This is a genomic window from Peijinzhouia sedimentorum (assembly GCF_049340005.1).
GTDB lineage: Bacteria > Bacteroidota > Bacteroidia > Cytophagales > Cyclobacteriaceae > CAXBDP01.
On record NZ_JBMPIY010000002.1, the window covers coordinates 250,311 to 274,953 of the forward strand.

General features: G+C 39.4%; 25 protein-coding genes. 18 read left to right on the forward strand and 7 right to left on the reverse strand.

Annotation, left to right across the window (positions count from 1 at the left end; translation table 11 throughout):
• Positions 1-28 precede the first annotated feature (28 nt).
• The 10 genes from ACOXY8_RS04170 (at position 29) to ACOXY8_RS04215 (ending at position 11,001) form a co-directional block, all read left to right on the forward strand.
• Positions 29-1,483 carry a leucyl aminopeptidase family protein gene (locus tag ACOXY8_RS04170; protein WP_458330286.1) on the forward strand — a complete coding sequence of 485 codons (1,455 nt, stop codon included), beginning with the start codon at positions 29-31 and terminating at the stop codon, positions 1,481-1,483.
• The gene (pdxA, locus tag ACOXY8_RS04175) at positions 1,461-2,501 is read left to right on the forward strand and encodes a 4-hydroxythreonine-4-phosphate dehydrogenase PdxA (RefSeq protein ID WP_458330287.1); all 1,041 of its coding nucleotides are present in this window, start codon (positions 1,461-1,463) and stop codon (positions 2,499-2,501) included. The genes ACOXY8_RS04170 and pdxA overlap by 23 nt, the downstream gene beginning before the upstream one ends.
• A gap of 64 nt (positions 2,502-2,565) precedes the next feature.
• Positions 2,566-3,096: a YceD family protein gene (locus ACOXY8_RS04180; RefSeq protein ID WP_458330288.1), complete on the forward strand. Its 531-nt coding sequence runs from the start codon at positions 2,566-2,568 to the stop codon at positions 3,094-3,096.
• A 14-nt stretch (positions 3,097-3,110) separates the two neighbouring features.
• Positions 3,111-3,296 carry a 50S ribosomal protein L32 gene (gene rpmF / locus ACOXY8_RS04185; RefSeq protein WP_458330289.1) on the forward strand — a complete coding sequence of 62 codons (186 nt, stop codon included), beginning with the start codon at positions 3,111-3,113 and terminating at the stop codon, positions 3,294-3,296.
• A 6-nt stretch (positions 3,297-3,302) separates the two neighbouring features.
• Entirely contained in the window at positions 3,303-4,241 is a 939-nt protein-coding gene (plsX, locus tag ACOXY8_RS04190; RefSeq protein WP_458330290.1) for a phosphate acyltransferase PlsX, read from the forward strand.
• A 25-nt stretch (positions 4,242-4,266) separates the two neighbouring features.
• Positions 4,267-5,274: a beta-ketoacyl-ACP synthase III gene (locus ACOXY8_RS04195; RefSeq protein WP_458330291.1), complete on the forward strand. Its 1,008-nt coding sequence runs from the start codon at positions 4,267-4,269 to the stop codon at positions 5,272-5,274.
• A gap of 51 nt (positions 5,275-5,325) precedes the next feature.
• Positions 5,326-5,892 (forward strand): elongation factor P, encoded by a 567-nt coding sequence (efp, locus tag ACOXY8_RS04200; protein ID WP_458330292.1) that lies wholly within the window; start codon positions 5,326-5,328, stop codon positions 5,890-5,892.
• 43 nt (positions 5,893-5,935) lie between these two features.
• Positions 5,936-6,418, forward strand: a complete 483-nt coding sequence (accB, locus tag ACOXY8_RS04205; protein ID WP_458330293.1) for an acetyl-CoA carboxylase biotin carboxyl carrier protein — start codon at positions 5,936-5,938, stop codon at positions 6,416-6,418.
• Between the two features lie 27 nt (positions 6,419-6,445).
• Positions 6,446-7,792 (forward strand): acetyl-CoA carboxylase biotin carboxylase subunit, encoded by a 1,347-nt coding sequence (accC, locus tag ACOXY8_RS04210; RefSeq protein ID WP_458330294.1) that lies wholly within the window; start codon positions 6,446-6,448, stop codon positions 7,790-7,792.
• Between the two features lie 143 nt (positions 7,793-7,935).
• Positions 7,936-11,001 carry a DPP IV N-terminal domain-containing protein gene (locus ACOXY8_RS04215; RefSeq protein WP_458330295.1) on the forward strand — a complete coding sequence of 1,022 codons (3,066 nt, stop codon included), beginning with the start codon at positions 7,936-7,938 and terminating at the stop codon, positions 10,999-11,001.
• A gap of 312 nt (positions 11,002-11,313) precedes the next feature.
• Here ACOXY8_RS04215 and ACOXY8_RS04220 read toward each other — a convergent pair whose 3' ends face one another.
• Entirely contained in the window at positions 11,314-11,751 is a 438-nt protein-coding gene (locus ACOXY8_RS04220; protein WP_458330296.1) for an energy transducer TonB, read from the reverse strand.
• Positions 11,744-12,325 carry a DUF3109 family protein gene (locus ACOXY8_RS04225; protein ID WP_458330297.1) on the reverse strand — a complete coding sequence of 194 codons (582 nt, stop codon included), beginning with the start codon at positions 12,323-12,325 and terminating at the stop codon, positions 11,744-11,746. The genes ACOXY8_RS04220 and ACOXY8_RS04225 overlap by 8 nt, the downstream gene beginning before the upstream one ends.
• Positions 12,326-12,425: 100 nt before the next feature.
• On the opposite strand from ACOXY8_RS04225, the gene ACOXY8_RS04230 reads away from it, so the two are divergent.
• From ACOXY8_RS04230 to ACOXY8_RS04255, 6 genes are all read left to right on the forward strand, one after another.
• Positions 12,426-13,199 (forward strand): glycosyltransferase family 2 protein, encoded by a 774-nt coding sequence (locus ACOXY8_RS04230; RefSeq protein WP_458330298.1) that lies wholly within the window; start codon positions 12,426-12,428, stop codon positions 13,197-13,199.
• Between the two features lies 1 nt (position 13,200).
• Positions 13,201-14,889: an ArnT family glycosyltransferase gene (locus tag ACOXY8_RS04235; RefSeq protein ID WP_458330299.1), complete on the forward strand. Its 1,689-nt coding sequence runs from the start codon at positions 13,201-13,203 to the stop codon at positions 14,887-14,889.
• Positions 14,890-15,056: 167 nt separating this feature from the next.
• On the forward strand, positions 15,057-15,638 hold the full coding sequence (locus tag ACOXY8_RS04240; protein WP_458330300.1) for a peptidylprolyl isomerase: 582 nt from the start codon (positions 15,057-15,059) through the stop codon (positions 15,636-15,638).
• 60 nt (positions 15,639-15,698) lie between these two features.
• The gene (gene gcvT / locus ACOXY8_RS04245; protein ID WP_458330301.1) at positions 15,699-16,793 is read left to right on the forward strand and encodes a glycine cleavage system aminomethyltransferase GcvT; all 1,095 of its coding nucleotides are present in this window, start codon (positions 15,699-15,701) and stop codon (positions 16,791-16,793) included.
• 22 nt (positions 16,794-16,815) lie between these two features.
• Positions 16,816-17,544, forward strand: coding sequence for a 2-phosphosulfolactate phosphatase (locus tag ACOXY8_RS04250; RefSeq protein WP_458330302.1), 729 nt, complete (start codon positions 16,816-16,818; stop codon positions 17,542-17,544).
• Between the two features lie 246 nt (positions 17,545-17,790).
• Positions 17,791-18,372 carry an REP-associated tyrosine transposase gene (locus ACOXY8_RS04255; RefSeq protein ID WP_458330303.1) on the forward strand — a complete coding sequence of 194 codons (582 nt, stop codon included), beginning with the start codon at positions 17,791-17,793 and terminating at the stop codon, positions 18,370-18,372.
• 102 nt (positions 18,373-18,474) lie between these two features.
• Here the strand turns inward: ACOXY8_RS04255 and ACOXY8_RS04260 are convergent, their stop codons facing one another.
• Genes ACOXY8_RS04260 through dtd form a run of 3 tightly spaced genes read right to left on the reverse strand, consistent with a single transcriptional unit; the run spans position 18,475 to position 20,166 of the window.
• Positions 18,475-19,377, reverse strand: coding sequence for a DUF1684 domain-containing protein (locus ACOXY8_RS04260; protein ID WP_458330304.1), 903 nt, complete (start codon positions 19,375-19,377; stop codon positions 18,475-18,477).
• A 1-nt stretch (position 19,378) separates the two neighbouring features.
• Positions 19,379-19,714 carry a nucleotide pyrophosphohydrolase gene (locus tag ACOXY8_RS04265; RefSeq protein ID WP_458330305.1) on the reverse strand — a complete coding sequence of 112 codons (336 nt, stop codon included), beginning with the start codon at positions 19,712-19,714 and terminating at the stop codon, positions 19,379-19,381.
• The gene (gene dtd / locus ACOXY8_RS04270; protein ID WP_458330306.1) at positions 19,714-20,166 is read right to left on the reverse strand and encodes a D-aminoacyl-tRNA deacylase; all 453 of its coding nucleotides are present in this window, start codon (positions 20,164-20,166) and stop codon (positions 19,714-19,716) included. The genes ACOXY8_RS04265 and dtd overlap by 1 nt, the downstream gene beginning before the upstream one ends.
• Positions 20,167-20,224: 58 nt before the next feature.
• Between dtd and ACOXY8_RS04275 the strand changes: the two genes are divergently transcribed.
• Positions 20,225-21,394 (forward strand): hypothetical protein, encoded by a 1,170-nt coding sequence (locus ACOXY8_RS04275; RefSeq protein WP_458330307.1) that lies wholly within the window; start codon positions 20,225-20,227, stop codon positions 21,392-21,394.
• Between the two features lie 175 nt (positions 21,395-21,569).
• Here the strand turns inward: ACOXY8_RS04275 and ACOXY8_RS04280 are convergent, their stop codons facing one another.
• A complete protein-coding gene (locus ACOXY8_RS04280) occupies positions 21,570-22,211 on the reverse strand; it encodes an oxidoreductase (protein ID WP_458330308.1) in 642 nt (213 codons plus the stop codon).
• 27 nt (positions 22,212-22,238) lie between these two features.
• A complete protein-coding gene (locus ACOXY8_RS04285; RefSeq protein ID WP_458330309.1) occupies positions 22,239-22,868 on the reverse strand; it encodes a thioredoxin family protein in 630 nt (209 codons plus the stop codon).
• A gap of 753 nt (positions 22,869-23,621) precedes the next feature.
• Between ACOXY8_RS04285 and ACOXY8_RS04290 the strand changes: the two genes are divergently transcribed.
• Complete coding sequence (locus ACOXY8_RS04290) at positions 23,622-24,635, forward strand: hypothetical protein (RefSeq protein ID WP_458330310.1); 1,014 nt, start codon at positions 23,622-23,624, stop codon at positions 24,633-24,635.
• Positions 24,636-24,643 lie beyond the last annotated feature (8 nt).

The window sequence follows — 24,643 nt, forward strand, 5'->3', positions numbered from 1 at the left end:
ACTAGAAGCGATAAAGCTAAAACAATTCATGTTGCCAACCATAGAAATTTTAAATCAAGCGAAGGATTCTGACTGTAAAGTAATATTGCTGGAGAAAAAGAAAGCTCTTGCAAACTATTTTGGGAAAGATCAATTATCAGCATTACAAGCTCAATTCGCCAAAAACAAAAAACTGTATATCAATAGTGGAGTATCTTTCGAAGCCTATTTTTTGAAGGAAAGTGATGAGGATGCCTATGAGGAAGCAGAAAGCCTTAGACATGCAGGATGGGAGTGTTTTCAGAAGCTCAAAGAAAACCAGCAGGTTAGTATTCAAATCAGATTGGAGCTAAAAAATGAAGCTCAGGCTTTGGACTTTTTGGAAGGTTTGCTTTTGAGTTGCTACACATTTGAGAAGTATAAATCCAAAAAATCTGATTTTAGCTTAACAAATATCAGTTTGGTTTCGTCGAAGATTACGGCAAAGCATACAGAGGAATTGCTGAATGTGGTGAAAGCTACTTTTGTAGCGAGAGATTTGGTGAATGAGCCTGTGATTTCCCTTACTGCGGAGCAATTGGGAAAAGAGCTAATCGAGCAAGGAAAAATAAGTGGTGTAAAAGTAGAAGTATTGAATCACAGCAAAATAAAAGCGCTAAAAATGGGCGGTTTGCTTTCAGTGAATTTGGGCAGCTTACTCCCTCCTACTTTTTCGATTTTAGAATACAAACCTAAAAATGCCATCAACACCAAACCCTACGTATTGGTAGGCAAAGGAGTAGTTTATGATACTGGAGGATTGAGCTTGAAACCAACGCCCAATTCTATGGACATGATGAAATGCGATATGGCAGGAGCTGCAACTGTAGCGGGAGGAATTCATGCCATTGCATTAAATAAACTTCCCGTGCATGTAATAGGTCTTATTCCTGCTACAGATAATCGTCCAGGCCAGAATGCCATTACCCCAGGCGACGTCATCACCATGTTCGACGGACAAACAGTAGAAGTACTCAATACCGATGCAGAAGGCCGATTGATAATGGCAGATGCTATTGCATATGCAGACAAATATGACCCAGAATGGATTATGGACTTTGCTACGCTTACTGGTTCAGCCGTTGCTGCAATTGGTCCAGAAGGAGCAGTAATGATGGGCACTATGGACAACCAATTGAAGACGCAATTAACAGAAGCTGGAAATAAATGCAGAGAACGCTTAGTAGAATTTCCACTATGGAAGGTTTATCACAAGCAAATTGAATCTGATATAGCTGATTTTAAGAACTTGGGTGGCCAATATTCAGGAGCAATTACAGCAGGAGTATTCTTGAGTAAATTCACCAAAAAACCATGGGCTCATGTAGATTTGGCTGGACCAGCTTATATTAAAGGAGTTGATAGCTATAGAGGAAAAAACGGGACAGGTTTTGGAGTTAGATTAATTTATCGTTTCATTCAATCGTTGGTAGAAGAAAAAAATGGAAAATCCACAAAGAAATAACGACGACATAACAATTGGAATAAGCATAGGCGATGTAAACGGCATTGGCCCGGAGGTGATAATCAAAACTTTGTCTGACACTCGCGTTTCCAAATTATATACACCAGTAATATACGGCAATACAAAAGTGCTTTCATATTACAAAAAGGCGCTTGACAACAACGACTTTGTTTATTTCAATCCACGAGATGGGCAGTTTGCCAAGCATAAAGTGAATGTGATCAATGTCTGGGACGATCATGTGGATATTACTCCAGGTGTCGGAACTGTGGAAAGCGGCAAACGCTCCCTCCAATCTCTAGAAGCTGCATGCTCAGATCTGGATAATGAAAATATTGATGCATTAGTCACTGCTCCAATCAATAAGCATAGTATGCAAGGTGAAGATTTCAATTTCCCAGGCCATACAGAATTTCTCACCAGCAGATTCAAAGCTGACGATAGTCTAATGTTTTTGGTAAATGAAGATTTCAGAATTGGTGTAGTAACAGGCCATATTCCGATAAAGGATATTAGCCAAGCAATCACCAGCGATTTGGTGCGCAAAAAATTGAAACTAATGATCAACAGCTTGAAAGTTGACTTTGGAATCAAAAAGCCAAAAGTAGCAGTATTGGGTCTCAACCCTCACGCCGGCGAAGATGGAATGCTCGGCAATGAAGAAATTGATGTTATCAAACCAGTAATCGAAGAATTCAAACAAAAAGGCAATTTAGTTTTTGGGCCGTTTCCTGCTGATGGATTTTTTGGAACAGCCTCACAAAAGCAATTTGATGGAGTATTGGCCATGTATCATGATCAAGGACTGATCCCTTTTAAGCAATTGGCTTTCGATAATGGAGTGAACTTTACCGCCGGCTTGCCAATAGTTCGAACCTCGCCAGACCATGGAACGGCCTATGACATTGTGACCAAAGGATTGGCAAATGAAGAATCATTCAGAGCGGCCTATTTTCTAGCTGCCGATATCGTAAAAAACCGTCGCGAGCAAAATAAAGCTGGAATTGGTCAAAGCTAAATCGCACAATCTTTTATTATTTAGAAATCTATGATTAATTTTGCGTCCCTTTAAAAATACTGAGGTGGATCAACTAAAAAAATTTAATATCGAAATAGTGCGACTGAGCAATAAAAAGCATCAGTATGACTTCGATTTTGATAATGATTTTTTTGCAGAATTTGAAAATAGCCTTATTTCTGAAGGTGAGGGAAAGGTAGATTTGGAGCTCGATAAGAGCGAATCAATGATTTCCGCTACCTTTGCAATTACGGGCTTTATAAAATTGACTTGTGATAGAAGCCTCGATTTGTTTGATTTTCCACTCAATGTAAATGAAAGAGTCATTTTCAAATACGGTGATGAAGAAGGTGAGCTTACAGATGAGATACAAATAATTAGCAGAGATGCACATCGGATCAATGTAGCACAGACAGTTTACGAACTGATTACTATGGCTATACCGATGAAAAAACTTCATCCTCGATACGATGGTGAAGATAAGGATGAGGAGTTTATTTTCCAGACAGATGTCGAGGAAGAAGAAGCTCCAATAGAGGCAGTCGACCCAAGGTGGGCGGCACTCGAAAAATTGAAAAACGAAGGAAAACTTTAATTACAAATATTGTCATGGCACATCCTAAACGGAAAATTTCCAAAACTAGAAGAGACAAAAGAAGAACACATTATAAAAGTGTAGCTGCTACATTTATGGAATGCTCAAACTGTGGAGCACCTGTACTTCGTCACAGAGTTTGTTCTGAGTGTGGACATTACAAAGGTAAACCAGCTATAGAAAAAGAAGTGGCCGTTTAATAGCCGATGAAAATCGCATTAGACGTAATGGGCGGTGATTTTGCTCCCGATGTAACTATCGAAGGAGCTATTACTGCTTTGGCTGAACTTGACTCCAATGTTCACATCATTCTTATAGGCCCTGAGGAGCTTATCCGCTCTAAAGTTAATGAGGAGGAATATAACGGGAGGATATCAATTTACGATGCGCCGGACGTAATTGGTATGGGCGAGCATCCAACAAAGGCATTTTCACAAAAGCCCCGTTCTTCAATAGCTATTGGGTTTGGATTGCTCAAAACAAAACAAATTGATGTATTCTGCTCGGCAGGAAACACAGGTGCCATGCTGGTTGGCTCTATGTTTACCATCAAAGCCATTGAGGGAATTATAAGGCCTGCAATTGCAAGCTTTGTTCCTCGCGAAAATGGTGAGTACGGAATAATATTGGATGTAGGTGCAAATGCTGATGTAAAACCTGATGTGCTTGTTCAGTTTGGAGAATTGGGATCATTATATGCCAAGCATGTGATGAAAATCGACAATCCAAAAGTTGCCTTAATGAACTTGGGCGAAGAAGAACAAAAAGGCACATTGCTTACTCAAGCAGCCTATCAGCTTTTCAAGGTTAACAGCAAAGTTAATTTTGTTGGCAATATCGAAGGCAACGATATATTTTCAGATAAGTCTGATGTAATCGTTTGCGATGGTTTTATAGGAAATGTAATCCTCAAACAAGCCGAATCGATTTATGCATTAATGAAAAAACGGAATATTAGCGATCCGTTTTTCGATAAATTCAACTACGAGGCCGTAGGGGGTAGTCCTATTCTAGGGGTGAACGCCAATGTGATAATTGGTCATGGAGTGTCTAGTAGTATTGCCATAAAAAATATGCTATTACAAGCTAAGAATATGGCTGACTCTAAAATTCATGAAATCATTAAGAAGGCTTACGACGAATAAGCCTTTTTTTATTATACCCCTTACTATGAAAGAACAAATCAGAGCTGCAATTACAGGAATCAATGGCTGGGTACCCGACTACGTACTTACCAACAAAGAACTTGAAACACTAGTTGACACCAATGATGAGTGGATAACCTCCCGCACTGGCATCAAAGAGAGAAGGATTCTTAAAGGTGAAGGTCAAGGTACATCCGTTATTGCTGTAAATGCGATAAATGGTTTATTAGAAAAAACCAATACAAAAGCCGAGGAGATTGATTTGATTCTTTGTGCCACGACCACTCCAGACTTTGTTTTCCCAGCTACTGCCAATATTATCGCTAATGAAGTAGGTGCGAAAAATGCCTTTGGATATGATATACAAGCAGCTTGCTCAGGTTTTTTATATGCCCTATCTACAGGAGCTCAATTTATCGAAACAGGTAAATACAAAAAGGTAATTGTAGTAGGTGCAGACAAAATGTCTTCGATCATTGATTATCAGGATCGTACCACTTGCATCATATTTGGCGATGGTGGTGGCGCTGTAATGCTAGAACCTACAACCGATGATTTTGGAATAATGGATTTCAAGCTTCATTCGGATGGCTCCGGTGCACAATACCTTCATATGAAAGCGGGAGGTAGTAGACTCCCTGCCAGCCACGAAACCGTTGATAAACGTCAACATTCTGTGTTTCAAGAAGGCTCTGCAGTATTCAAATTTGCAGTAACCAATATGGCGGATGTAGCAGCTGAGGTGATGGAGCGTAATAATCTCACAGCCGATGAAGTAGCTTGGCTAGTTCCACATCAGGCGAACAAAAGAATTATCGACGCCACAGCAAACCGTATGGGCTTAGACAAAGAAAAGGTGATGCTAAATATCCATAAATATGGCAATACTACTAGCGGCACCATTCCTCTTTGCTTGTGGGAGTACGAAAATCAATTGAAAAAAGGAGATAATCTTATATTAGCTGCCTTTGGTGGTGGCTTCACTTGGGGCGCCATATATGTAAAATGGTGCTACGATGGCAAATCTGTATAGCTAGATTTCGAATAAATTGAGTAAATTGTTAACCCTTATCAAAAATTAATAATGGCATCAACTGCTGACTTTAGAAATGGCTTGTGCATTGAGTATAACGGTGATCTTTATATCATCACTGAATTTATGCACGTGAAGCCTGGTAAAGGACCTGCCTTTGTGAGGACCAAACTAAAAAACTTACGCACTGGTAAAGTAATTGACAACACCTTTAACTCAGGCGTAAAAATCACAACAGCTAGAATAGAAAGAAGACCTTTCCAATTCTTGTATAAAGATGATCTCGGCTATAACTTCATGGATTCAGAGACCTTCGATCAAGTGGTGATCGAAGAAAAACTAATTGATGCAGCGGAATTATTAAAAGACGGCCAAGAATGCGAAATTCTATATCATGCTGAAACTGAAACTCCGCTTACAGTAGATCTTCCTGCTAATGTTGTGCTACAAGTAACTTATACTGAGCCTGGCCTTAGAGGCGATACAGCAAACAATGCACTGAAACCTGCTACTGTTGAAACAGGAGCTACTGTTATGGTTCCATTATTTGTAGATCAAGACGAATATATCAGAGTAGATACTCGTGACAAATCTTATGTTGAGAGAGTGAAGGTTTAAATAATCCCTTCACATGGTTTTCTGAAAATTAACCTTACAAAATATGAAAGCAAAAGACATCCAAGAACTTATCGATTTCATATCCAAAACTGGACTTGAAGAAGTTAATATTGAAACAGAGGAATTTAAGATAAAAGTAAAAAGGTCTAATGATGCTCCTCAAATTGTAGAGCAAGCAGCTAGGCCTCAAACAAGTGCTCCGGCTCCAGCAGCCGCACAAGCGCCTAGTCCTGCTCCGGCAGCTCCGGCTCCAGCAGCACCTGCAGCTGAAGAAAGCAACAAAAACTACGTTGAAATTAAGTCTCCAATGATTGGTACTTTCTACCGCACACCAAACCCAGAATCACCTTCATTTGTCCAAATAGGTGACAAAGTAACGGCTGGTCAAGTAGTGTGTATAGTTGAAGCAATGAAATTGTTTAATGAAATTGAATCTGAAGTATCTGGCACCATTGTAAAAGTGCTCGTAGAAAATGCCAATCCGGTAGAATACGATCAGCCACTTTTCTTAGTCGATCCTTCTTAATCATTCTTTCATTTAGCTTTCTCATTCATGTTCAATAAAATATTAATAGCAAACAGAGGCGAAATTGCTCTCAGGATAATTCGTACCTGCAGAGAAATGGGAATAAAGACTGTTGCAGTATATTCAACAGTCGATAAAGAAAGCCTTCACGTACGATTTGCCGACGAGGCAGTTTGCATAGGCCCAGCTCCAAGTAAGCTCTCCTACTTAAATATACCTCACATTATCGCTGCAGCAGAAATCACCAATGCAGATGCAATTCATCCAGGCTATGGTTTCCTTTCGGAAAATGCCGACTTCTCTAGAATTTGTGCCGAATCGGGTATCAAATTCATAGGTGCAAGTGCAGAGATGATTGATAAAATGGGTGATAAAGCCACTGCAAAAGCTACCATGCATGCAGCTGGTGTACCTACTATTCCAGGTTCTGATGGCATCCTTAGTTCTATGGAACAAGGAATCAAAATAGCCAATGAAATGGGTTACCCGGTAATCCTGAAAGCAACAGCCGGAGGTGGTGGCCGTGGAATGCGTATTGTAAAAGAAGAAAAAGAATTCAAAAAAGCTTGGGACGATGCACGCCAAGAATCCGGTGCTGCATTTGGCAATGATGGACTTTATCTGGAGAAATTCATCGAAGAACCTAAGCATATCGAAATCCAAGTAGTAGGCGATTCTACAGGCAGAGTGTGCCACCTTTCTGAGAGAGATTGCTCCATCCAAAGAAGACATCAGAAATTAGTTGAAGAAACACCTTCTCCAATAATGACAGATGACTTAAGAAAAAGAATGGGTGAAGCTGCCATCAAAGGTGCTAGCTCAATCAAGTATGAAGGTGCTGGAACTATCGAGTTTTTGGTAGACAAAGACTTGAATTTCTACTTCATGGAAATGAATACGCGTATCCAGGTAGAGCATCCAATTACTGAAGAAGTTACCGATTTTGATTTGATCAAAGAACAAATTAAAGTAGCTGCTGGAATTCCAATCTCAGGTAAAAACTATACGCCTAAGTTGTATTCGATGGAATGCCGTATCAATGCGGAAGATCCAGGAAGAAACTTTATGCCAAGCCCAGGTAAAATCACCAACCTGCATTTACCAGGTGGACATGGTGTAAGAGTTGATAGCCATGTATACGCTGGCTATACCATTCCACCAAACTACGATTCCATGATTGCCAAACTTATTGTTTCGGGACAATCGCGGGAGGAAGTACTGGTAAGAATGAAGAGAGCATTACAGGAATTTGTAATTGAAGGAGTAAAAACTACCATTCCTTTCCATATCAAATTAATGGATGATCCTCAATTCAAAGCTGGAAAATTCACCACAAAATTCTTAGAAAGCTTTGATTTCTCCGACTTAAAATAAATTAAAAAACCGCAGAAGCGGTTTTTTTTTTGCTTTATGATAAAATTTCTAAAAACCGTTTACTCCAATCATACGTAAAATTCTTGCAGATTCGTTATTAACTGTCTTCGCTCGCACCATGAAAAATTGAAGACCTGTTTACCATGAAGATTACTGGAAGAATAATAAAATATTCACTTGCCTTTATTTTTATCTTGGCTTCATTCAGCCAAAGTCAAGCTCAGTACTTTGGGCAAAATAGAATTAAAAATAAGCGGCTTGATTTCTCTGTTACTCAAACGCCAAATTTCGAAATATATCATTACCTACAAAATGATGAGGTACTGAGAAAACTCATAAACGATACTGAGAGATGGTATCAAATGCACCAAATAGTATTGAAGGATACATTCAATACTTTGAACCCAGTAATTTTTTACAACAATCACGCTGATTTCCAGCAAACAAATACCATTTTTGGAGACATTGGCGTAGGCACTGGTGGCGTAACTGAAGGCTTGAAAAATCGAGTGGTTATGCCAATAAATGAATCAAATCACCAGACTGATCATGTGCTTGGGCATGAATTGGTGCATGCTTTCCAATATCACTTGCTACGAACTGGAGATTCCACAAGTCTCAACAATATTCGAAACCTCCCGCTTTGGATGGTGGAAGGAATGGCGGAATACATGTCAATTGGCTATTTGGACAGCCACACAGCCATGTGGATGCGCGATAGTTATCAAAATGATGACCTTCCCACTTTGGAGCAATTAACCACAAACGGTAAATATTTTCCTTATCGGTACGGCCAGGCTTTTTGGGCTTATGTTACTGGCATTTGGGGCGACCAAATCATCGAGCCTTTATTTACCACTACTGCAAAATACGGATACGAAAAAGCCATACCGATGGTATTAGGATATGAAGCAGATGTCCTTTCTAATATGTGGAGAACTAACCTAAAGGAATTTTATGGTGATTTCTGGGAAGGAATAGATACAGTAGCTGCCGGAAAAAATATTCTCAATGCCAACAATTCAGGTACTATGAATATATCGCCAGCTATAAGTCCTAATGGCAAAATGGTAGCCTTTCTTTCAGAAAAAAATATCTTTTCCATAGACCTTTTTCTAGCAAATGCAGAAACTGGGAAGATTATCAAAAAGCTATATAGCACTAGCAGAAATGGCCATATTGATGATTTGAACTTTTTAGAATCAGCCGGTACTTGGTCGCCAAATAGCGATCAATTCGCCTTTACTGCATTTAGCGGTGGTAAAAATAAGTTGATCGTGGTAGATGCAAACCATCCGAATAAGACTGAAACTTATGATTTGGAAGGACTCGATGCATTCAGCAATCCAGCTTGGTCGCCAGATGCTAAGCAAATCGCTGTTACGGGATTAGTAAATGGCCAATCTGATATTTTTCTTTTTGACATTACAACGCAACGGGTAAAGCAAATCACCAACGATAAGTACTCCTATCTACAGCCCAATTGGTCGCCCGATGGAAACCAACTAATCATGGCTACTGAAAGAAACCAAAATGGAACCTCTTCTCGTGGTTACAATATTCTTATTTACGATTTGAATACTGGTAATGATAATTTCATCGATATATTCGAAGGTGCTGAAAACTTGAATCCGATTTTTGCACCCGACGGAAATTCAATCTATTTTTTGAGCAATAGAGATGGGTTTAGGAATCTTTACAATTACAATTTAAAAACAGAGGAGCTAAACCAACTCACTAGATATTTCACTGGCATAAGCGGAATTACAGCTTTATCACCAGCAGTTAGTATCGCAAGGGATGAAAATAAGTTGAGTTATTCGCATTTCAACAATGGGCAATACACCATTTACACAGCTCAACCGGATGACTTTGTATATCAAATAGTTGACCCGAAAGATGTGACTTTTGATGCAGCCATCCTCCCGCCTTCTTTGAGAATGGGAAGAGATTTAGTTGTAACAAATCTGAAACAGCCGCAGCTGTTTTCTATTCCTACTGATGATCAAATTGAGCATATTCCTTATGAAAAACGCTTCAAATTAGACCATATTAGTCAGCAAGCTGGCGCTGGTATATCTACCAATCGCTTGGGTGGAGGGCTAGCGGGAGGTGTCAATATGATTTTCAGTGATATGCTAGGTGACAATCAGTTATTTGGTGGCTTTGCAGTAAATGGCGAAGTGTATGACTTTGGAGGACAAATTGCATTTGTAAACCAAAAAAACAAGGTGAACTGGGGAGCATCGGTTTCTCATATTCCCTATCCTGCCTACAGAACCTATTGGCAGCAAGATACCATTAGAGTGAATGGAGACACATTACAAGTAATGAATCTCGCTCAGGAAGTTTGGCGAACCTTCCAAGATCGAGCCGCTGCATTTGCGTATTTCCCAATTTCTAAATCACTGCGATTCGAAGCTGGAGCGTCATTTTCCAGATACTCCTACCGAAGAGATAAATTCAATAATTACTTCCTTGATGGAAACCGTGTATTGCAAGACCGAGAAAAACTGCCTGCTCCAAATGGTTTTAATCTGCAACAAGTTGACGTAGCTTATGTTGGTGACAATTCTCAATTTGGGATTGCCTCACCAATGAATGGATTTAGACATCGCTTCCAAGTAGAGAAGTACTTCGGTGGACTGGATTTTTATAGTCTTCTGGTTGATTACCGAAGGTATTTTTGGATAGACCCTTTCAATATCAGTTTCCGCGCATTGCATCAAAATAGAATTGGCAATGACGCTGCCAATGGAATACTTCCTCCTTTTGCTGTATTCTACCCAACCTTGGTTCGTGGCTACGGCTGGAACAATTTGTATTTGCTTGAACAGGGAGAATCAGGTTTTAATACTGATGACTTACTTGGCAGCAAAATGCTTGTTGGAAACATAGAAATCCGAATTCCATTTACAGGGCCTGAAAGATTGACGCCTATCAAATCTAAGTTTTTGTTTAGTGAGTTGACGCTCTTCTTGGATGGTGGCATGGCTTGGGGCAATTGGAATAATGAAAATCAATTTGAGCAATCGGTCTTCTCGCAGAGCTCATCCTTCGGTAAACGAAAACCTATTTTCAGTACTGGAGTGGCAATGCGTGTGAATGTGTTCAATGCCATGATTCTAGAGCCTTTCTACGCTATTCCACTTCAAGGCAAAGGTTTGAGTCGTGGCAGCTTCGGGCTGAACTTCACTCCCGGCTGGTAATCAAACAAAATCCTTAGCGTCAGGATCGGTGGTGGCCTCTTTACCATTACTTCTCTCTTTTGATTACGATCAGTCGGATTGCAAATCCTCCTTATCTAAAGTTCCACATTACAAATGTCGAACAGTTTCTAATCTGCGCAAATCTGCGACATCTGCGGGCAAAATTTCTTGTTTTTAACCGCAATGAGCGCAGAATTTTATACAAAGTTCGCAAAGGGTTTAGTTTCTTCTCTGCAAACTTAGCGTCTTCCCTTGGCGGCCTCTGCGTTTAAGTTCTCCCTTTTTAGAATTCAATCGGAAGTTTATTTGCTATTAAAGCCTAAAGGAAACCGGCACCGTATATTCAAATGCTGCGGGCTCACCATTGTGCGTTCCTGCCTGCCATGGTTTAAGGTTTCTCACCACTCTCACAGCTTCTTGGTCTAGATTGAAATCAACACCGCTCTCTACACTTACATCTATCACTTTGGCGTTTTCGTCCACTACAAATTTCACGAAAACTGTTCCTTGTTTGGACATTCTTCTGGAAATATCCGGGTATTTTATACTTCTTGAAATATCTCTAACCAAGCCTGGATAGCCTCTGTTGAATTCCGCTCCTGTTTCTACCACTAACTCAGTGCCTTTCAACTTGCCAGGTATTGGCTCAAAAACGATTTCTTCCTCTATTCCAAATAAGGCAGCACAACTACTTAAAATCAAAGTAGATAATAGTAATGATACGACACCAGCAAAACGGCTTCTATTCATATTGTTTTCGATTTTTCTTGGCAACTTCAGTTTCCAATTTAGCATACCATTCTTCTCCGTATTTTCTTACAAGCGCATCTTTCAAAAACTTATACACTGGCACCTGAAGCTTATTTCCCAGATCACAAGCTGCACTACAAATATGCCATCTATGATAATTGATAGCATCATATTGATCATATTTGGTTACTCTGATTGGGTAAAGCTGACAACTTATTGGTTTGCGATAATGGGTTTTTCCAGCCTTCCACGCTAGTTCAATACCGCATTGGAGCATTTTATATTTGTCGTACACCGCATAGGCACATTCCCTCCCGCCAATGGTCGGCGTGGTATAATCTCCCTCAATGTCCTTCAAATATAGGCCTTGCTTTTTGATTTCTCTTTTGCCCTCCTCACTTAAGAATGGCTCTACATCATCGTAAATTTCTTCAAAAATCTTTAACTCATCATCTTCTAGTGGTGCTCCGGAATCACCCTCCACACAGCATGCTCCTTTGCATTTTGCCAAGTCGCATACAAATGCCTGCTCCGCCACATCATCGCTCAGTACCGTCTTATCTACAATTATCATTTCTAAATATTTGATACAAAATTACGATAATACCGCTTGGTATCGCAATCTTCTAAATTAAAGAATCTACGGCAATCAAATTTGTTTAATTTTGTAGCCTATGTCCCAAGCTGTAAAACTATCGGCTGTAATTATCACCTACAATGAAGAGCGGAATATCGAGCGATGTTTGGCTTCATTGCAGGGCGTGGTGGATGAAATTGTGGTGCTGGATTCCAACTCTACGGATAGCACCAAAGATATTTGTCTTCAATACAATGTCGCCTTTCATTCGCAGGCATTTGTAGGGCATATAGAGCAAAAAAATAAGGCGGTTTCATTAGCAAAATACGATCATGTACTGGCCTTGGATGCAGATGAGGCCTTGTCGGATGAATTGAAAAAATCCATCATCGCAGCCAAGAATAATTGGCAAAATGACGGCTGGAGAATGAACCGACTCACAAACTATTGCGGGAGGTGGATTCGCCACGGCAGCTGGTATCCCGATACCAAAACGAGGCTCTGGGATAGACGAAAAGGCCAATGGGGAGGAATGAATCCGCACGACCAAGTGACATTAGCTGATGGCAGCTCCCTCGCCAAATTGAATGGAGATTTGCTGCATTACTCCTATTATACTGCGCGAGAACATGTAGAGCGCTCCGAAAAATATGCATTTATCGCAGCAGGAGCGATGGCCAAATTGGGTAAAAAAGCTTCCATCTGGCAAATTATCTTTAGTCCAAGCTATCGGTTTTGGCGAGATTACTTATTGAAAGTCGGATTCAAAGATGGCTTCGAAGGTTTTTTTATAGCCACTATCAGCGGATACAGCACATTTCTGAAATACGGCTACCGTTATCTTCATCAGCAAGGCAAGCAACAATTATAATATGGCAAAACTAGCTCCACAGGAAATTACCGTTATGGATCAACCTTGGTTCAAATATGCTATTTATGGACTAACTGCCTTATTGTATTTCACCAATTTCGGCACCAATGCTATTTGGACACCCAATGAGAGTTTCTATGCAGAGGCCGTCAGAGAAATGTTTGAGAGTGGTAATTACTTGGAATTCTTTTACAATTATGAACCACGATTCAACAAACCTCCGCTTACCTATTGGCTTATTGCAAGTTCAGTTATACTATTTGGGCTCAACGAATGGGCCATTCGCTTGCCGATAGTCCTGCTCGCTTATCTCACCAATTTTGCAGCCGCAGGAATTGCAGGCAGATTATACGGCCCAAAAGCCAGCTTATGGACTTTTATTACCATGGCCTTTTCCTTTCAATTTGTAGGGAATAAGCAATATGCCTCACCTGAAACGCCGCTTACTTTCTTTTTTACATTATGTATGTTGCTTTTTGTAATCGCATGGCAAAGCCGTAATAAATGGTGGTTGTTTTTAGCTTTTGTTACCCTCGGATTTACAGTCCTTGTAAAAGGCTATCCATATTTTATCGTGATAGGTGCTATTATCACATTATTTGTGCTTTTTTATCAAAACTGGCAAATCAAAAACGCTTGGAAGGAGCTACGGTTTTTCATCCACATTCCGGGTATTCTTATCAGTTTGTTAATCGGACTGAGCTGGATTATTTATATGAATTCTGCATACGGAGAGGCTTTTCAAGAAGTACTCAATGCCGAAACAATCAATAGAGCTGTAGGAAAAAAGCCTTTTTCATGGGAAGATCCATTCTTTTATCCTGCCGTAATTTCTTGGAGTTTCTTGCCATATTCCTTGGCCTTTTATTTGGCTCTTATCCTGATCGTAAGGAGAAAAAAATGGCGGGAGGAGTTGGCCTTACCACTAGCTTGGTTTTTTGCTATGCTACTTATTTTCACCATAAGCAGTGGGAAAATACCGACCTATTTTATTCAAGCGCATCCTGCAATGGCAATAATGGTTGCTTGGGTTTTTGTAAATCCTGATATACTGCCTAATCGTAAGTGGAAAATTGCTTGGAATGTGAGCTTACTGTTTCCAGCTATCCTACTTTTTGCGAGTGGAATTGCATTAGTCATTTACCTTGACTTAAGTCGCAATTGGTTAGAAATACCTTTAGTAATTGCGCTACTTATTGGCTGGCTTAGTTATAGAGCTGGGAAAGAAAACACCATCCGCTTAATTCCATTTATGTGTGTTTTTGTACCGCTATTTATTTTCAGTTTAGCAGTATTGCCTCAACTAGAAAAGTACAGACCCTACAAGGAGATCGGTACGATTATAAACCAAACCGTTCCTTCCGCCTCCACGCCTATTTTTATGCAAGATCGCATCCTGCATAATTTGCCCTTTTATGCCAAAAGGAAAATGATCCGCGATGCGAGTAAGGAGGAATTAGTAAATAGCTATAATACAGCAGGTGAATTACTTGCTTTAGTAAAAACAGACACTTGGCAAGCAATGGGCAGCCCAGAGCCCTTATGGAATGGCTACATCTATGAAAAAACCTCCGAAAGCCGTTTTGCTATTTTTGTAAGAGCCCACATTCAAGCCGAGCAAGGTAATATGGACGCTTTTGAGATGTATTATTTGGTATATAGTGAAGCAAATAAAGCTGACCTCAAATAAGCATACAGCTTTTTAATTTTGTTCATTCAAATCTTTTAGATAATAAAATTTCAATCAAACGAAATTTTTCTAAATGTCACAATTTAAAGTAATGCAAAGCCACATTGACTAATAAATAATTGCCCAAGCATATTTTCAATTCTATATTTATTGAAAATACATAAACCATGAAAAATCTATTATTTGTGCTTGGGCTCTTCTTAGTTTTAAGCTCATGTCAACAGCAGCAAACCTATCAAATCGGCAAAATTGAAACTCGACTTGGCGAGGTATATATTTGGCTACATGAAGGCACTCCCAATCACAATCAAAGCTTTATCGACCTAGCAAGTCAAGGATATTGGGATTCGCTTACTTTCAATAGGGTAATCCCAAACTTTGTCGCTCAAGGTGGCTGTCCGGATACCGAAGAAGGTTTTGGAGATTCTCCCTACTTGCTCGAACCAGAATTTGTAGATAGCCTTACTCACGTCTACGGAGCTGTAGGAGCTGGCCGAGATGATAATCCAGATAAGCTATCCGCAGCCTGCCAATTCTATATTGTGCAAAACAAAGATGGTGTGCATCGATTGGATGGTGACTATACCATTTTTGGGCAGGTGATTAAGGGAATGGACATCATTGATGCGATTGTAGCAGTAGATCGCGATAGAAGTAATAGACCCATCGAAGACATCAAATTGAATGTATCGGTGGTGGAAATGACTGCTGAGGATTTAGCAGCAATAGGCTACAAATTGCCATATTAATTCCAATTATTTGCCGAATCCACCTCCCGCTTTTACCTTTGGATATCAAATGAAGATATAATGGAATTAAAAACTGTTGCCCTTAATGATCTGCATCAAAATCTTGGTGCTAAAATGGTTCCTTTTGCGGGATACAATATGCCTGTTCGCTATAGCTCCGATATAGAAGAACACAAAACTGTTCGCGAAGCGGTAGGTATTTTTGACGTTTCGCACATGGGCGAGTTTTTAATTACCGGTCCAAAAGCCCTCGACCTTATTCAACTTATCAGCAGTAACGATGCTAGCAAATTGATAGATGGGCAAGCGCAATATTCATGCATGCCCAATGAAAATGCAGGCATTGTAGATGATTTGCTTGTCTATAAAATTGCTGATGAAAAATACCTTTTGGTAGTAAATGCCGGCAATATTGATAAAGATTGGGCTTGGGTAAGCAAGCAAAATGAAACGGTAGGTGCAGAAATTAAAAATCTGTCTGATGATTATTCGTTATTTGCGGTGCAAGGACCAAAGGCAATAACCACATTGCAAAAGCTTACAACGGTTAACTTATCAGAAATCAAATTTTACCATTTCGTAGTAGGCCCAATGGCTGGCGTGGACTATGTGATCATTTCGGCAACTGGCTACACTGGCGCTGGCGGATTCGAAATCTACGTGAAAAACGACAAAGCCGAAGCTACTTGGAATGCCATAATGGAAGCTGGAGCAGAGTTTGGGATCAAACCAATAGGGCTAGGAGCACGTGACACTTTGCGCATGGAAATGGGCTATTGCTTGTATGGCAATGACATCACCGACGAAACCAACCCGCTGGAAGCTGGTCTAGGCTGGATTACCAAATTCTCAAAAGACTTTATAGCCTCAGACAAACTAGCTGAAATCAAAGCTGCTGGTGTAAGCCGCAAGCTTATTGGCTTTATCATGGAAGATAGAGGCATTCCACGTTCGCATTACCCAATTGTAAATGCAGCAGGCGATGTGATTGGTGAAGTAACTTCCGGCACAAGTTCACCATCTATGGGCGTGGGCATTGGTATGGGTTATGTGAAAACTGATTCTGCAGCACCTGGCACTGAAATTTACATTCAAGTTCGTAATAAGAACCTGAAAGCCCGGATAGAAAAATTCCCACTTTACAAAGGAAATTAAGTATAAATCTCATTTAGATCAATTGATAATCTCATCGCAATCCTCCACCGAAATTGAAGTTTGTTTAAGTCCAGAGCTACTTCATTTATATGATTTGCAGGGAAAAATTGTAGTGGTAACGGATATATTTCGAGCAACATCTTGCATCGTTACTGCCTTGGCAAATGGCGTGGATCATATAGTACCTGTGGCAAAATTGGAAGAATGTATTGCGCTAAAGGATCAAGGCTATGTATTAGCTGGAGAAAGAAATGGCGAAAAAGTAGAAGGCTTTGATTTGGGAAATAGTCCATACCACTACTTGAAAGCTAAATATAGCGGGAGGAAAATTGCCATGACTACTACCAATGGCACGGTTGCACTTACGATGGCAGCACATACCGCCAAGCAAGTATTAGTTGGCTCTTTTCTGAATATAAAAACTGTCGCCAATTATCTGAGAAATAAAGAAGAATCTGTGGTAATAGTTTGTGCAGGTTGGAAAGGAAAATTCAGCATGGAGGATAGCCTCTTTGCAGGATCATTAGTAGAAGATCTCAGCAGAACACATAAAATAGAATGCGATGCTGCATTGGCTACACAATCGCTAATCCAATTAGCCAAATTCGACCTTTTTAGCTATTTACAAAAATCCTCCCATTACCTAAGGCTCAGCCGATTGGGCTTAGAAAAAGACATGAAATTTTCTCTCCAATTCGATCTATTCCCAATTTTGCCTGTGTTTGAAAACGGGAAATTGAGGGTTTTATAATTGATTCATCAATGGTTTTCAGTCCCGTAGGGACTTAACATTACATAACGCTGGCTAATGCTGGCGCACGCGTGTCGCGTGTGTCTCCGTTTGAAGCCATATCTCAATGCTAGTCTTAAAACTACCACAAGCCTTGATCCTTTATGGTTTGCCTGTCACAAGTGACTCCATTTCAAGTGGGTATCTTTGAATAATTAGAGATCAGCTATTAAATTTATTTGATATAATAGGTAATCAGTAGTTGAATTGCTTAAAGTAATCAATGCTTTAACCAAAAACCAAATGAGCGGAAAGTATAAATTTTACAACAAGGAAGGATTGTATTTTGTCAGCTTTGCTACGGTCAATTGGATAGATTTATTTGTTAGAGAAGAGTACTTTTCAATACTCATTGAAAGTCTAGATTATTGTAGAAAAAACAAGGGTCTGGAAATTTATTGCTGGTGTATTATGCCAAGTCATGTTCATTTAATAATAAGAGCCACCGAAAACAATCCAGAAACTGTGATTGGTAGATTCAAAGAGTTCACTTCAAAAAAATTACAAAAAGAGCTAGAAGAGAATATTCAAGAAAGCCGCAAAGAATGGATATTGTGGATGTTCGAAAGAGCTGGGCTAAAAAGCAGCAAAGTTAAAAGCAGGCAATTATGGCAACATACCAATAAACCGATAGAACTTTGGAGTGCTCAAGTTATTGACCAAAAAGTCGATTATATTCACAATAATCCTGTTAAAGCAGGGTTTGTTACAGAGCCATTTTATTGGAAATACAGCAGCGCAATTGATTATAGTGGAGGAAAAGGGCTTTTAGAAATTGATTATATTTAGTTATTGCAATTGGCTTTTGTTTAGCAGACCCAATCCTCGATCTCATCATAGGGGACACACGCGACACGCGTGCGCCAGCGTTAGCGTTTTATCCATGACTCCTCAATGCTCCCCATAGGTAAGCTCTCCCACAGGAATTGCTATTGGAAGCATATTTTGTTGCGGGGGCAATGGGCAGGTTGCAAATTCAGTAAATACACAGGGTGGACTGTAAGACTTATTAAAATCGAGCACCACCTTATTGTTTTCATCAGGAAAAGTGGTGTACATATATCTACCTGCACCGTAGGTTTCTTCACCATTGGTCAAGTCACCAAAAATGATAAAATATTGATCGTCTTCGATGATTACATCTAATTGATAATCGCTGTCATCATGACTGAATTCCAAATAGCCTGGACAAATCTGCGTTTCTACCGTGCCGATGATATTTTGTACTTTCAGTTCCTTACCTCCTTCATACGGTTTGAAAGTAGCTATTTTACGCCAAGCAGGATCAATTGGGAAAAAATCTGTGCCTTGAAATGCTCGTAGGGTTTTGCTTTTACTATCACGCACTCGAAGCCCAACTTTACCTTGTCGCTCGATTACCAAAAAAGAAATACTGCCAAGTTCAACAATAGGTGTTTCCTCACCTTTTATCCAAATAACTTGTCCATCCTCAATACCTTCTCCATTTATGGTCATCAGGCTGTCAGCTATTGGAAAAATCCTCACTTGCTCATTTTCCAGTACTAGCTTACCCAATTGATCAGGCACATTATCACCAGCAATTTTCAAGTTATTCTCCTCACTCCCGCCAAAAGTATTTTCACCTTCTTCCATCCACTCTAAGCCAACCAATGAAAGCCAGCCATCAGGTGCATTCAAGGTATTAAATCTACTCTTGAGCCATTCGTTCATTTCTTGCGCATAGGCGACTTGATCGATGGGTTCCTCCCGCTCTGCACAGGCTTGCAATAGCAACAGGCTTGCAAAAAATACTAGCAATCTCTTTAAAAGCATATTATTGTAATTTCTGATTGTTCTTGTGTCTATTTTTATCCCGATCGGTTTTCTTTTCGAGGTTCTTCCTAAAAGCGTCTTCCAAATCGACTCCTGTTTGATTTGCCAGGCACATTAACACCCAAAGCACATCCGCAAATTCATCCGCCAGCTTTGCATCCGATTCACCTTCCTTAAAAGATTGCTCTCCATATTTCCTTGAAATAATCCGAGCTACCTCACCCACTTCCTCGGTGAGAATGGCCATATTGGTCAATTCATTGAAATATCGAACGCCAATGGTTTTGATCCATTCGTCCACTTTTTCCTGGGCTTCTTTTATGCTTAGATCCGCCATTATTTTTTGTCTTTACTGTCTATAATAATCGTAACCGGACCATCATTTATAAGGCTCACCTTCATGTCGGCACCGAAGGAACCAGTGGCTACTTTCTTACCTAGCCCGAGCTGAATGGTTTCTACAAATTGCTCGTACAATGGAATGGCTATGTCAGGTTTAGCGGCTTTGATATAGCTTGGTCGATTTCCCTTTTTGGTACTGGCATGTAGGGTAAACTGGCTCACAACCAAGAGTTCGCCATCAATTTCAAGCAGACTTCTGTTCATTACACCATTTTCATCTTCGAATATTCTTAGGTTCAAGATTTTCTTACTGAGCCACTCAATATCCTCTTGCCCATCGGCCTCTTCTATTCCAAGCAATATCAATAAACCCTTGGCGATTTGCCCAATCACCTCACCATCCACTTTCACTGCTGCTTCGCTTGTGCGCTGAATTACTACGATCATTTCTCTGCTTTGATTCGGAAATAAATACTAATTTCATGTAAAACTAAACATAAATTACATGAAGCCTTTGCCAAGATTTGGAATGGTATATTTGGCATTTGTCGGTTTGGCTTGCTTGGCTGCATTTGTTCTTCAGCCCATTCCTAATTTTGAGGAATTGCCCTTGGCAGACTATCATCATTATTTAGCGGCTTTCGATTATTTCGCTGGCTATGTAGATGCTTTTGAAGTACGTTATCCATATAATCAGCGCATTTTGATTTCATGGCTTGCAGCTCAATTGCCTGTGGCAAATCCCATTCATGCATTTCTGCTTATCAATCTTGTATTCACAATGATAGGCGCCTATTTTTGGCTCAAAATCTGGGGTTTCCTTAAATTCTCTCAGCTCCAAATCATTGCTCTCCTACTCTTCTTTTCACTTCACTTTGCTGGCTGGTTACGCCTGCATGTTTTCGATCCTGTAAGTACCGATCCTGCTCAAATGGCAATTTATTCCATTGGAATTTACCTAATGCTTTATCGAAAGTATGCATATTTTCTTCCCTTCGCGCTTTTAGCCCTACCAATTAAAGAATCAACATTGGTGCTCATTTTTGCTTTTTTGCTTTTAGCAATTTGGTTGGGTGAGTCCAAGAAAAATATCACCCTTATAGCTGTTGCTGTCCTACTCACTTTTATTGAGCTGATAGTTATAAATGCTCAATTTTCCGGCTCAGGTACACCTAGCAAAGGAGCCATTTATTCCATCTACAACAATCTGAGTTTATTGCTGAATGATCCACAGCTCTTATTACGATGGATTGCAGCATTTTTTGTGGTTTTTGGTGGTATTCCAGCTTTGGTATTTTCCTCCCGCAAGTATTGGGAATGGGATACTGCAGATAAGATTTTAGTAATTACAGGCCTTTCAATTCTTACCTTGAGCCTAATTGGTGGGCAAGATTATACTCGGTTGATTATGTTTTCAGCGCCTGTTCTTTTCACATTTGGGATAAAAAATGTGGATAAAGAAAAATGGGTCTGGATGCTGAGCTTACTCGTTTCCTTACCTTTTCTGCATTTGATTGGCCACATTTACGATCCCTTAAAAAAGCGGGAGGAATTTGAAGCTCTTTTTCCGGAATATGGAGTCATTGAGGGTGTATGGTCTTACTTGATTTATGGAGTGATTGTTAATTTGACATTAGCAGTCATTTTTCATTTTTTAAGCAGGAAGTCAAGGTAAAACTTCAGCCTTAGCGATTTTAGGAAGAAGAATTTAAACGCGGAGTTCGCCAAGGGAAGACGCAGAAAACGCAGAGAAGAAACCAAAACCTTTGCGTCCTGGCGCCTTAGCGAGATTTCTTATCGGGAAGACCAAAGAATATTATTCCTATTTCGACATGATAAAGATTCCATAATTAGAACTCTTGTATACGACCCGACTCAAAAACTTGCGTTCCTTTATGAGCTCTTTTAGCTTGAATCTGCATCGCAAAGGCTACTTGTTTTCCAATTATAGGTTTGTACTTTTTCAAAGGCCCAATATATGGGATCAATTTCATCACTACTTTGCCTATATCTTCACCCACCCGTTTTTCATTTCTATCACCAAGTAATAACGAAGGCCTAAATATTAGCAGGCTTTCAAAGGGCAACTTCTTCAACTCTCGTTCAATTTCACCTTTAACTTTATTGTAAAATATTCGTGAGTCTGCATCTGAACCCATTGCGGTTACTATCAGGTATTGTTTTGCTCCAGCTTCTAGCGATTGCTCGGCAATAGCAAGCGGATAATCATAATCTACCTTGCGGAATGCCTCTTTTGTGCCTGCCTTTTTCATGGTAGTACCCAAACAGCAAAATACATCGTCCACCGCAAAAGCCTCAGGATAGCTCTGTAACTGATCAAAATCCACCACAAATTCCTTGAGCTTAGAGTGCTTAAGCTCTGTAGGCATCCGCACTATGCTGTGGACTGATGTATAATAATCATCCTCAAGAAGCATCTGTAACAACTCCTTTCCTATCAATCCCGTGGCTCCCGCAATTAATGCTTTCATATCATTTCAATTATCATTTTCAATCTACTATATTTCTTGCAATTGACTTTGCTTATTTGCCCAATTGGCTAGCAACTGCACGAATTCCGCTTCTAGGGCTGCTTGCTTATTGCCATTGTACCATGCATGGATTTCCTCATATAGCTCAGGCATTGTTTTGTCTGGAGCTGCTTTGTATGCCATTACCCGATTTTGTACTATTTCAGGTCTTGGGCCCCAGGTGCCCAGCAACTCTGCATTCGTGGCATCTAGGCAAATTAATTTTGGAATAGATTTGCTGCCATTGGTAAGAAACTCATCCATAAGCTCCGGGTGCTCATCTCTAAGCACAAGTTTCATTGTAATTGCATCGCTCAAATCTGCAATTTTCGCCAATGCCGGTATATTATGCGCAGCATCGCCGCACCAAGGCTCGGTGATTACCAGCCATATCATTGGTTTAGCTAGCACTACAGCCTCACTCATTGCAGCTGAGGGCGTGTAGGTTTTGTTCCAACGCTTCATACGCTTGAGGTTGAGCTTGGTATAAGCAATCATTTCGGGAGATTGATTAGGCCCTGTAGTTTTGCCTTGTGCTAATAATTTCTCGGTAAATTCGAAATACTGCGGATAGTCCATAGCGCTATCGGAAGCAGCCAAATCAATATATTTTTGCATAGCGAATAAACCCTGCAGGAGGTGAAAGGGTTCGGAAGAGTTGGTAATTATCTAATTAGAGGCTCGAAATTTCTCAAAGTACAGTAATGATATGATAAAATTTATAAGTACAATAAATTATACTAAATAATAATCTTAAAGGAAATTAAAACAAAAGGAAATACACTCGACTTCAGAATTATTCATAGATAAGTTCATAATAATATCGAAATTTTTGTTCATTTGATGGGTCAATAATATTTGGCAATAAACTCTAAAAGCAATAATTACTGCTGAATTAGATAATATTATCAAACTATTAAGTGCCCATTATTAAAAATTATTTAAATAAATTTTGTGTATTATTATTATTATTATTATTATTGAACTATCACTAAATAATATTCCTATGAAAAAATCTATTGCTACCATTTTTGCTAGCTCACTATTCGTACTAATGTTTACATTAGTATCATTTGATGCTAGGTCTGGATGTTCTGCATCGCAAGATTGTGGGGACGGTGTTACAATTCAGTGTAATGCAACAACTGGCACATGCGAACATGTGGAATGTGATTACATTTTATGTAATGGAATGAAATTCTATACACATAATTGCCCTAACTGTGGCCCAGGTAATCCAATTCAAACCTGATTTAAAAGAGGCTGTCTCAAAAGGGCAGCCTCTATTTTTTATTTCTAAGAATTATTTCGGAATAAAAAAGCCATCTCACTTCTGAAACAGCCACTTTCTTATTTTTAAATATTTTAAAAATGAAAAAACAAATACATCTGATTATACTTTCTGTTTTAATAGTATCCTCTTGTAACATTCAAAAGGAAAGGGAACTAGAAGTTTTAACCCTCACAAAAAAATCAGCTCACTTTGATTTTGGAGATGGTATATTTTTCACACGGATTAATAGCATTCGAATTTTGCCTGATTCTTATATTTTCCTTGATAGACACATCAATAAAATATTTAAAACAAATAAGAACTTCGAATTAATTGAGGAGTTTTTAACTGTAGGAGATGGCCCTTTTGAAGTAAGATCAATCATAAAAATAAGTAATATAGATCCTACTAATAATTCGTTTGCAGTTCATGACATTAGAAAAAAAAGCTTTCTAATAATGAGTTCATCAGGTGAAAAACTGAATTACATAACTTTAAAGAACACAAGGCTCTCAGATGGGAATTTCTCCTACTATAATGGCAAACTTATCCTAGACCCAATTAGCTCTGAGTTTTCTGAACAAAGTGCTGTACTGCATATAAATAAGGAAGGTAAAGCTGAACAAGTATGGAAAGGTAATTTATCATTTCCTGAAACCACAAACTATGTAACTAGAGACATGTTTAAAGTAGAAGGTAAGTTTCTCCGAATTGCTAGAGAAAACTTCCCTTCTTATGAAGTCTTTGATGACAATGGCGAGGTTCTATTTACAGGCGATTTGTCCGGCTATGATATTTTCCAAAGCGCTATTGATAAATTCAAAGAATTGGGACCCACCAACCAACTACTAAGCGTAGGTGTTATTAACGAAATAGTAGTAGTTGGCAATCAAATTTTCATTCAGTATATGCATTTTTTTGAGAATGGTAATAGCCTAACGAAAGACCTCGCTGTATTTGAGTTAGACAAGGGTAATTCACTTCAGCTCACCAAGCTTATCTACTTCCAAAATGAAGGAATTTCATATTATTCTTTTGGCACTGATGGAAAGGAATTGCTAATGTATAGTGCTGAGAGTGGTGCTATTGATGTGTATGAGTTAGAGGATTGATCAAGAAA

Excerpts from the sequence above, each read along its gene's own strand:
- ACOXY8_RS04170 (WP_458330286.1), top strand. The coding sequence starts at position 29 with ATGTTGCCAACCATAGAAATTTTAAATCAAGCGAAGGATTCTGACTGT.
- pdxA (WP_458330287.1), top strand. The coding sequence starts at position 1,461 with ATGGAAAATCCACAAAGAAATAACGACGACATAACAATTGGAATAAGC.
- rpmF (WP_458330289.1), top strand. The coding sequence starts at position 3,111 with ATGGCACATCCTAAACGGAAAATTTCCAAAACTAGAAGAGACAAAAGA.
- plsX (WP_458330290.1), top strand. The coding sequence starts at position 3,303 with ATGAAAATCGCATTAGACGTAATGGGCGGTGATTTTGCTCCCGATGTA.
- ACOXY8_RS04195 (WP_458330291.1), top strand. The coding sequence starts at position 4,267 with ATGAAAGAACAAATCAGAGCTGCAATTACAGGAATCAATGGCTGGGTA.
- efp (WP_458330292.1), top strand. The coding sequence starts at position 5,326 with ATGGCATCAACTGCTGACTTTAGAAATGGCTTGTGCATTGAGTATAAC.
- accB (WP_458330293.1), top strand. The coding sequence starts at position 5,936 with ATGAAAGCAAAAGACATCCAAGAACTTATCGATTTCATATCCAAAACT.
- accC (WP_458330294.1), top strand. The coding sequence starts at position 6,446 with ATGTTCAATAAAATATTAATAGCAAACAGAGGCGAAATTGCTCTCAGG.
- ACOXY8_RS04215 (WP_458330295.1), top strand. The coding sequence starts at position 7,936 with ATGAAGATTACTGGAAGAATAATAAAATATTCACTTGCCTTTATTTTT.
- ACOXY8_RS04220 (WP_458330296.1), bottom strand. The coding sequence starts at position 11,751 with ATGAATAGAAGCCGTTTTGCTGGTGTCGTATCATTACTATTATCTACT.
- ACOXY8_RS04225 (WP_458330297.1), bottom strand. The coding sequence starts at position 12,325 with ATGATAATTGTAGATAAGACGGTACTGAGCGATGATGTGGCGGAGCAG.
- ACOXY8_RS04230 (WP_458330298.1), top strand. The coding sequence starts at position 12,426 with ATGTCCCAAGCTGTAAAACTATCGGCTGTAATTATCACCTACAATGAA.
- ACOXY8_RS04235 (WP_458330299.1), top strand. The coding sequence starts at position 13,201 with ATGGCAAAACTAGCTCCACAGGAAATTACCGTTATGGATCAACCTTGG.
- ACOXY8_RS04240 (WP_458330300.1), top strand. The coding sequence starts at position 15,057 with ATGAAAAATCTATTATTTGTGCTTGGGCTCTTCTTAGTTTTAAGCTCA.
- gcvT (WP_458330301.1), top strand. The coding sequence starts at position 15,699 with ATGGAATTAAAAACTGTTGCCCTTAATGATCTGCATCAAAATCTTGGT.
- ACOXY8_RS04260 (WP_458330304.1), bottom strand. The coding sequence starts at position 19,377 with ATGCTTTTAAAGAGATTGCTAGTATTTTTTGCAAGCCTGTTGCTATTG.
- ACOXY8_RS04265 (WP_458330305.1), bottom strand. The coding sequence starts at position 19,714 with ATGGCGGATCTAAGCATAAAAGAAGCCCAGGAAAAAGTGGACGAATGG.
- dtd (WP_458330306.1), bottom strand. The coding sequence starts at position 20,166 with ATGATCGTAGTAATTCAGCGCACAAGCGAAGCAGCAGTGAAAGTGGAT.
- ACOXY8_RS04275 (WP_458330307.1), top strand. The coding sequence starts at position 20,225 with ATGAAGCCTTTGCCAAGATTTGGAATGGTATATTTGGCATTTGTCGGT.
- ACOXY8_RS04280 (WP_458330308.1), bottom strand. The coding sequence starts at position 22,211 with ATGAAAGCATTAATTGCGGGAGCCACGGGATTGATAGGAAAGGAGTTG.
- ACOXY8_RS04285 (WP_458330309.1), bottom strand. The coding sequence starts at position 22,868 with ATGCAAAAATATATTGATTTGGCTGCTTCCGATAGCGCTATGGACTAT.
- ACOXY8_RS04290 (WP_458330310.1), top strand. The coding sequence starts at position 23,622 with ATGAAAAAACAAATACATCTGATTATACTTTCTGTTTTAATAGTATCC.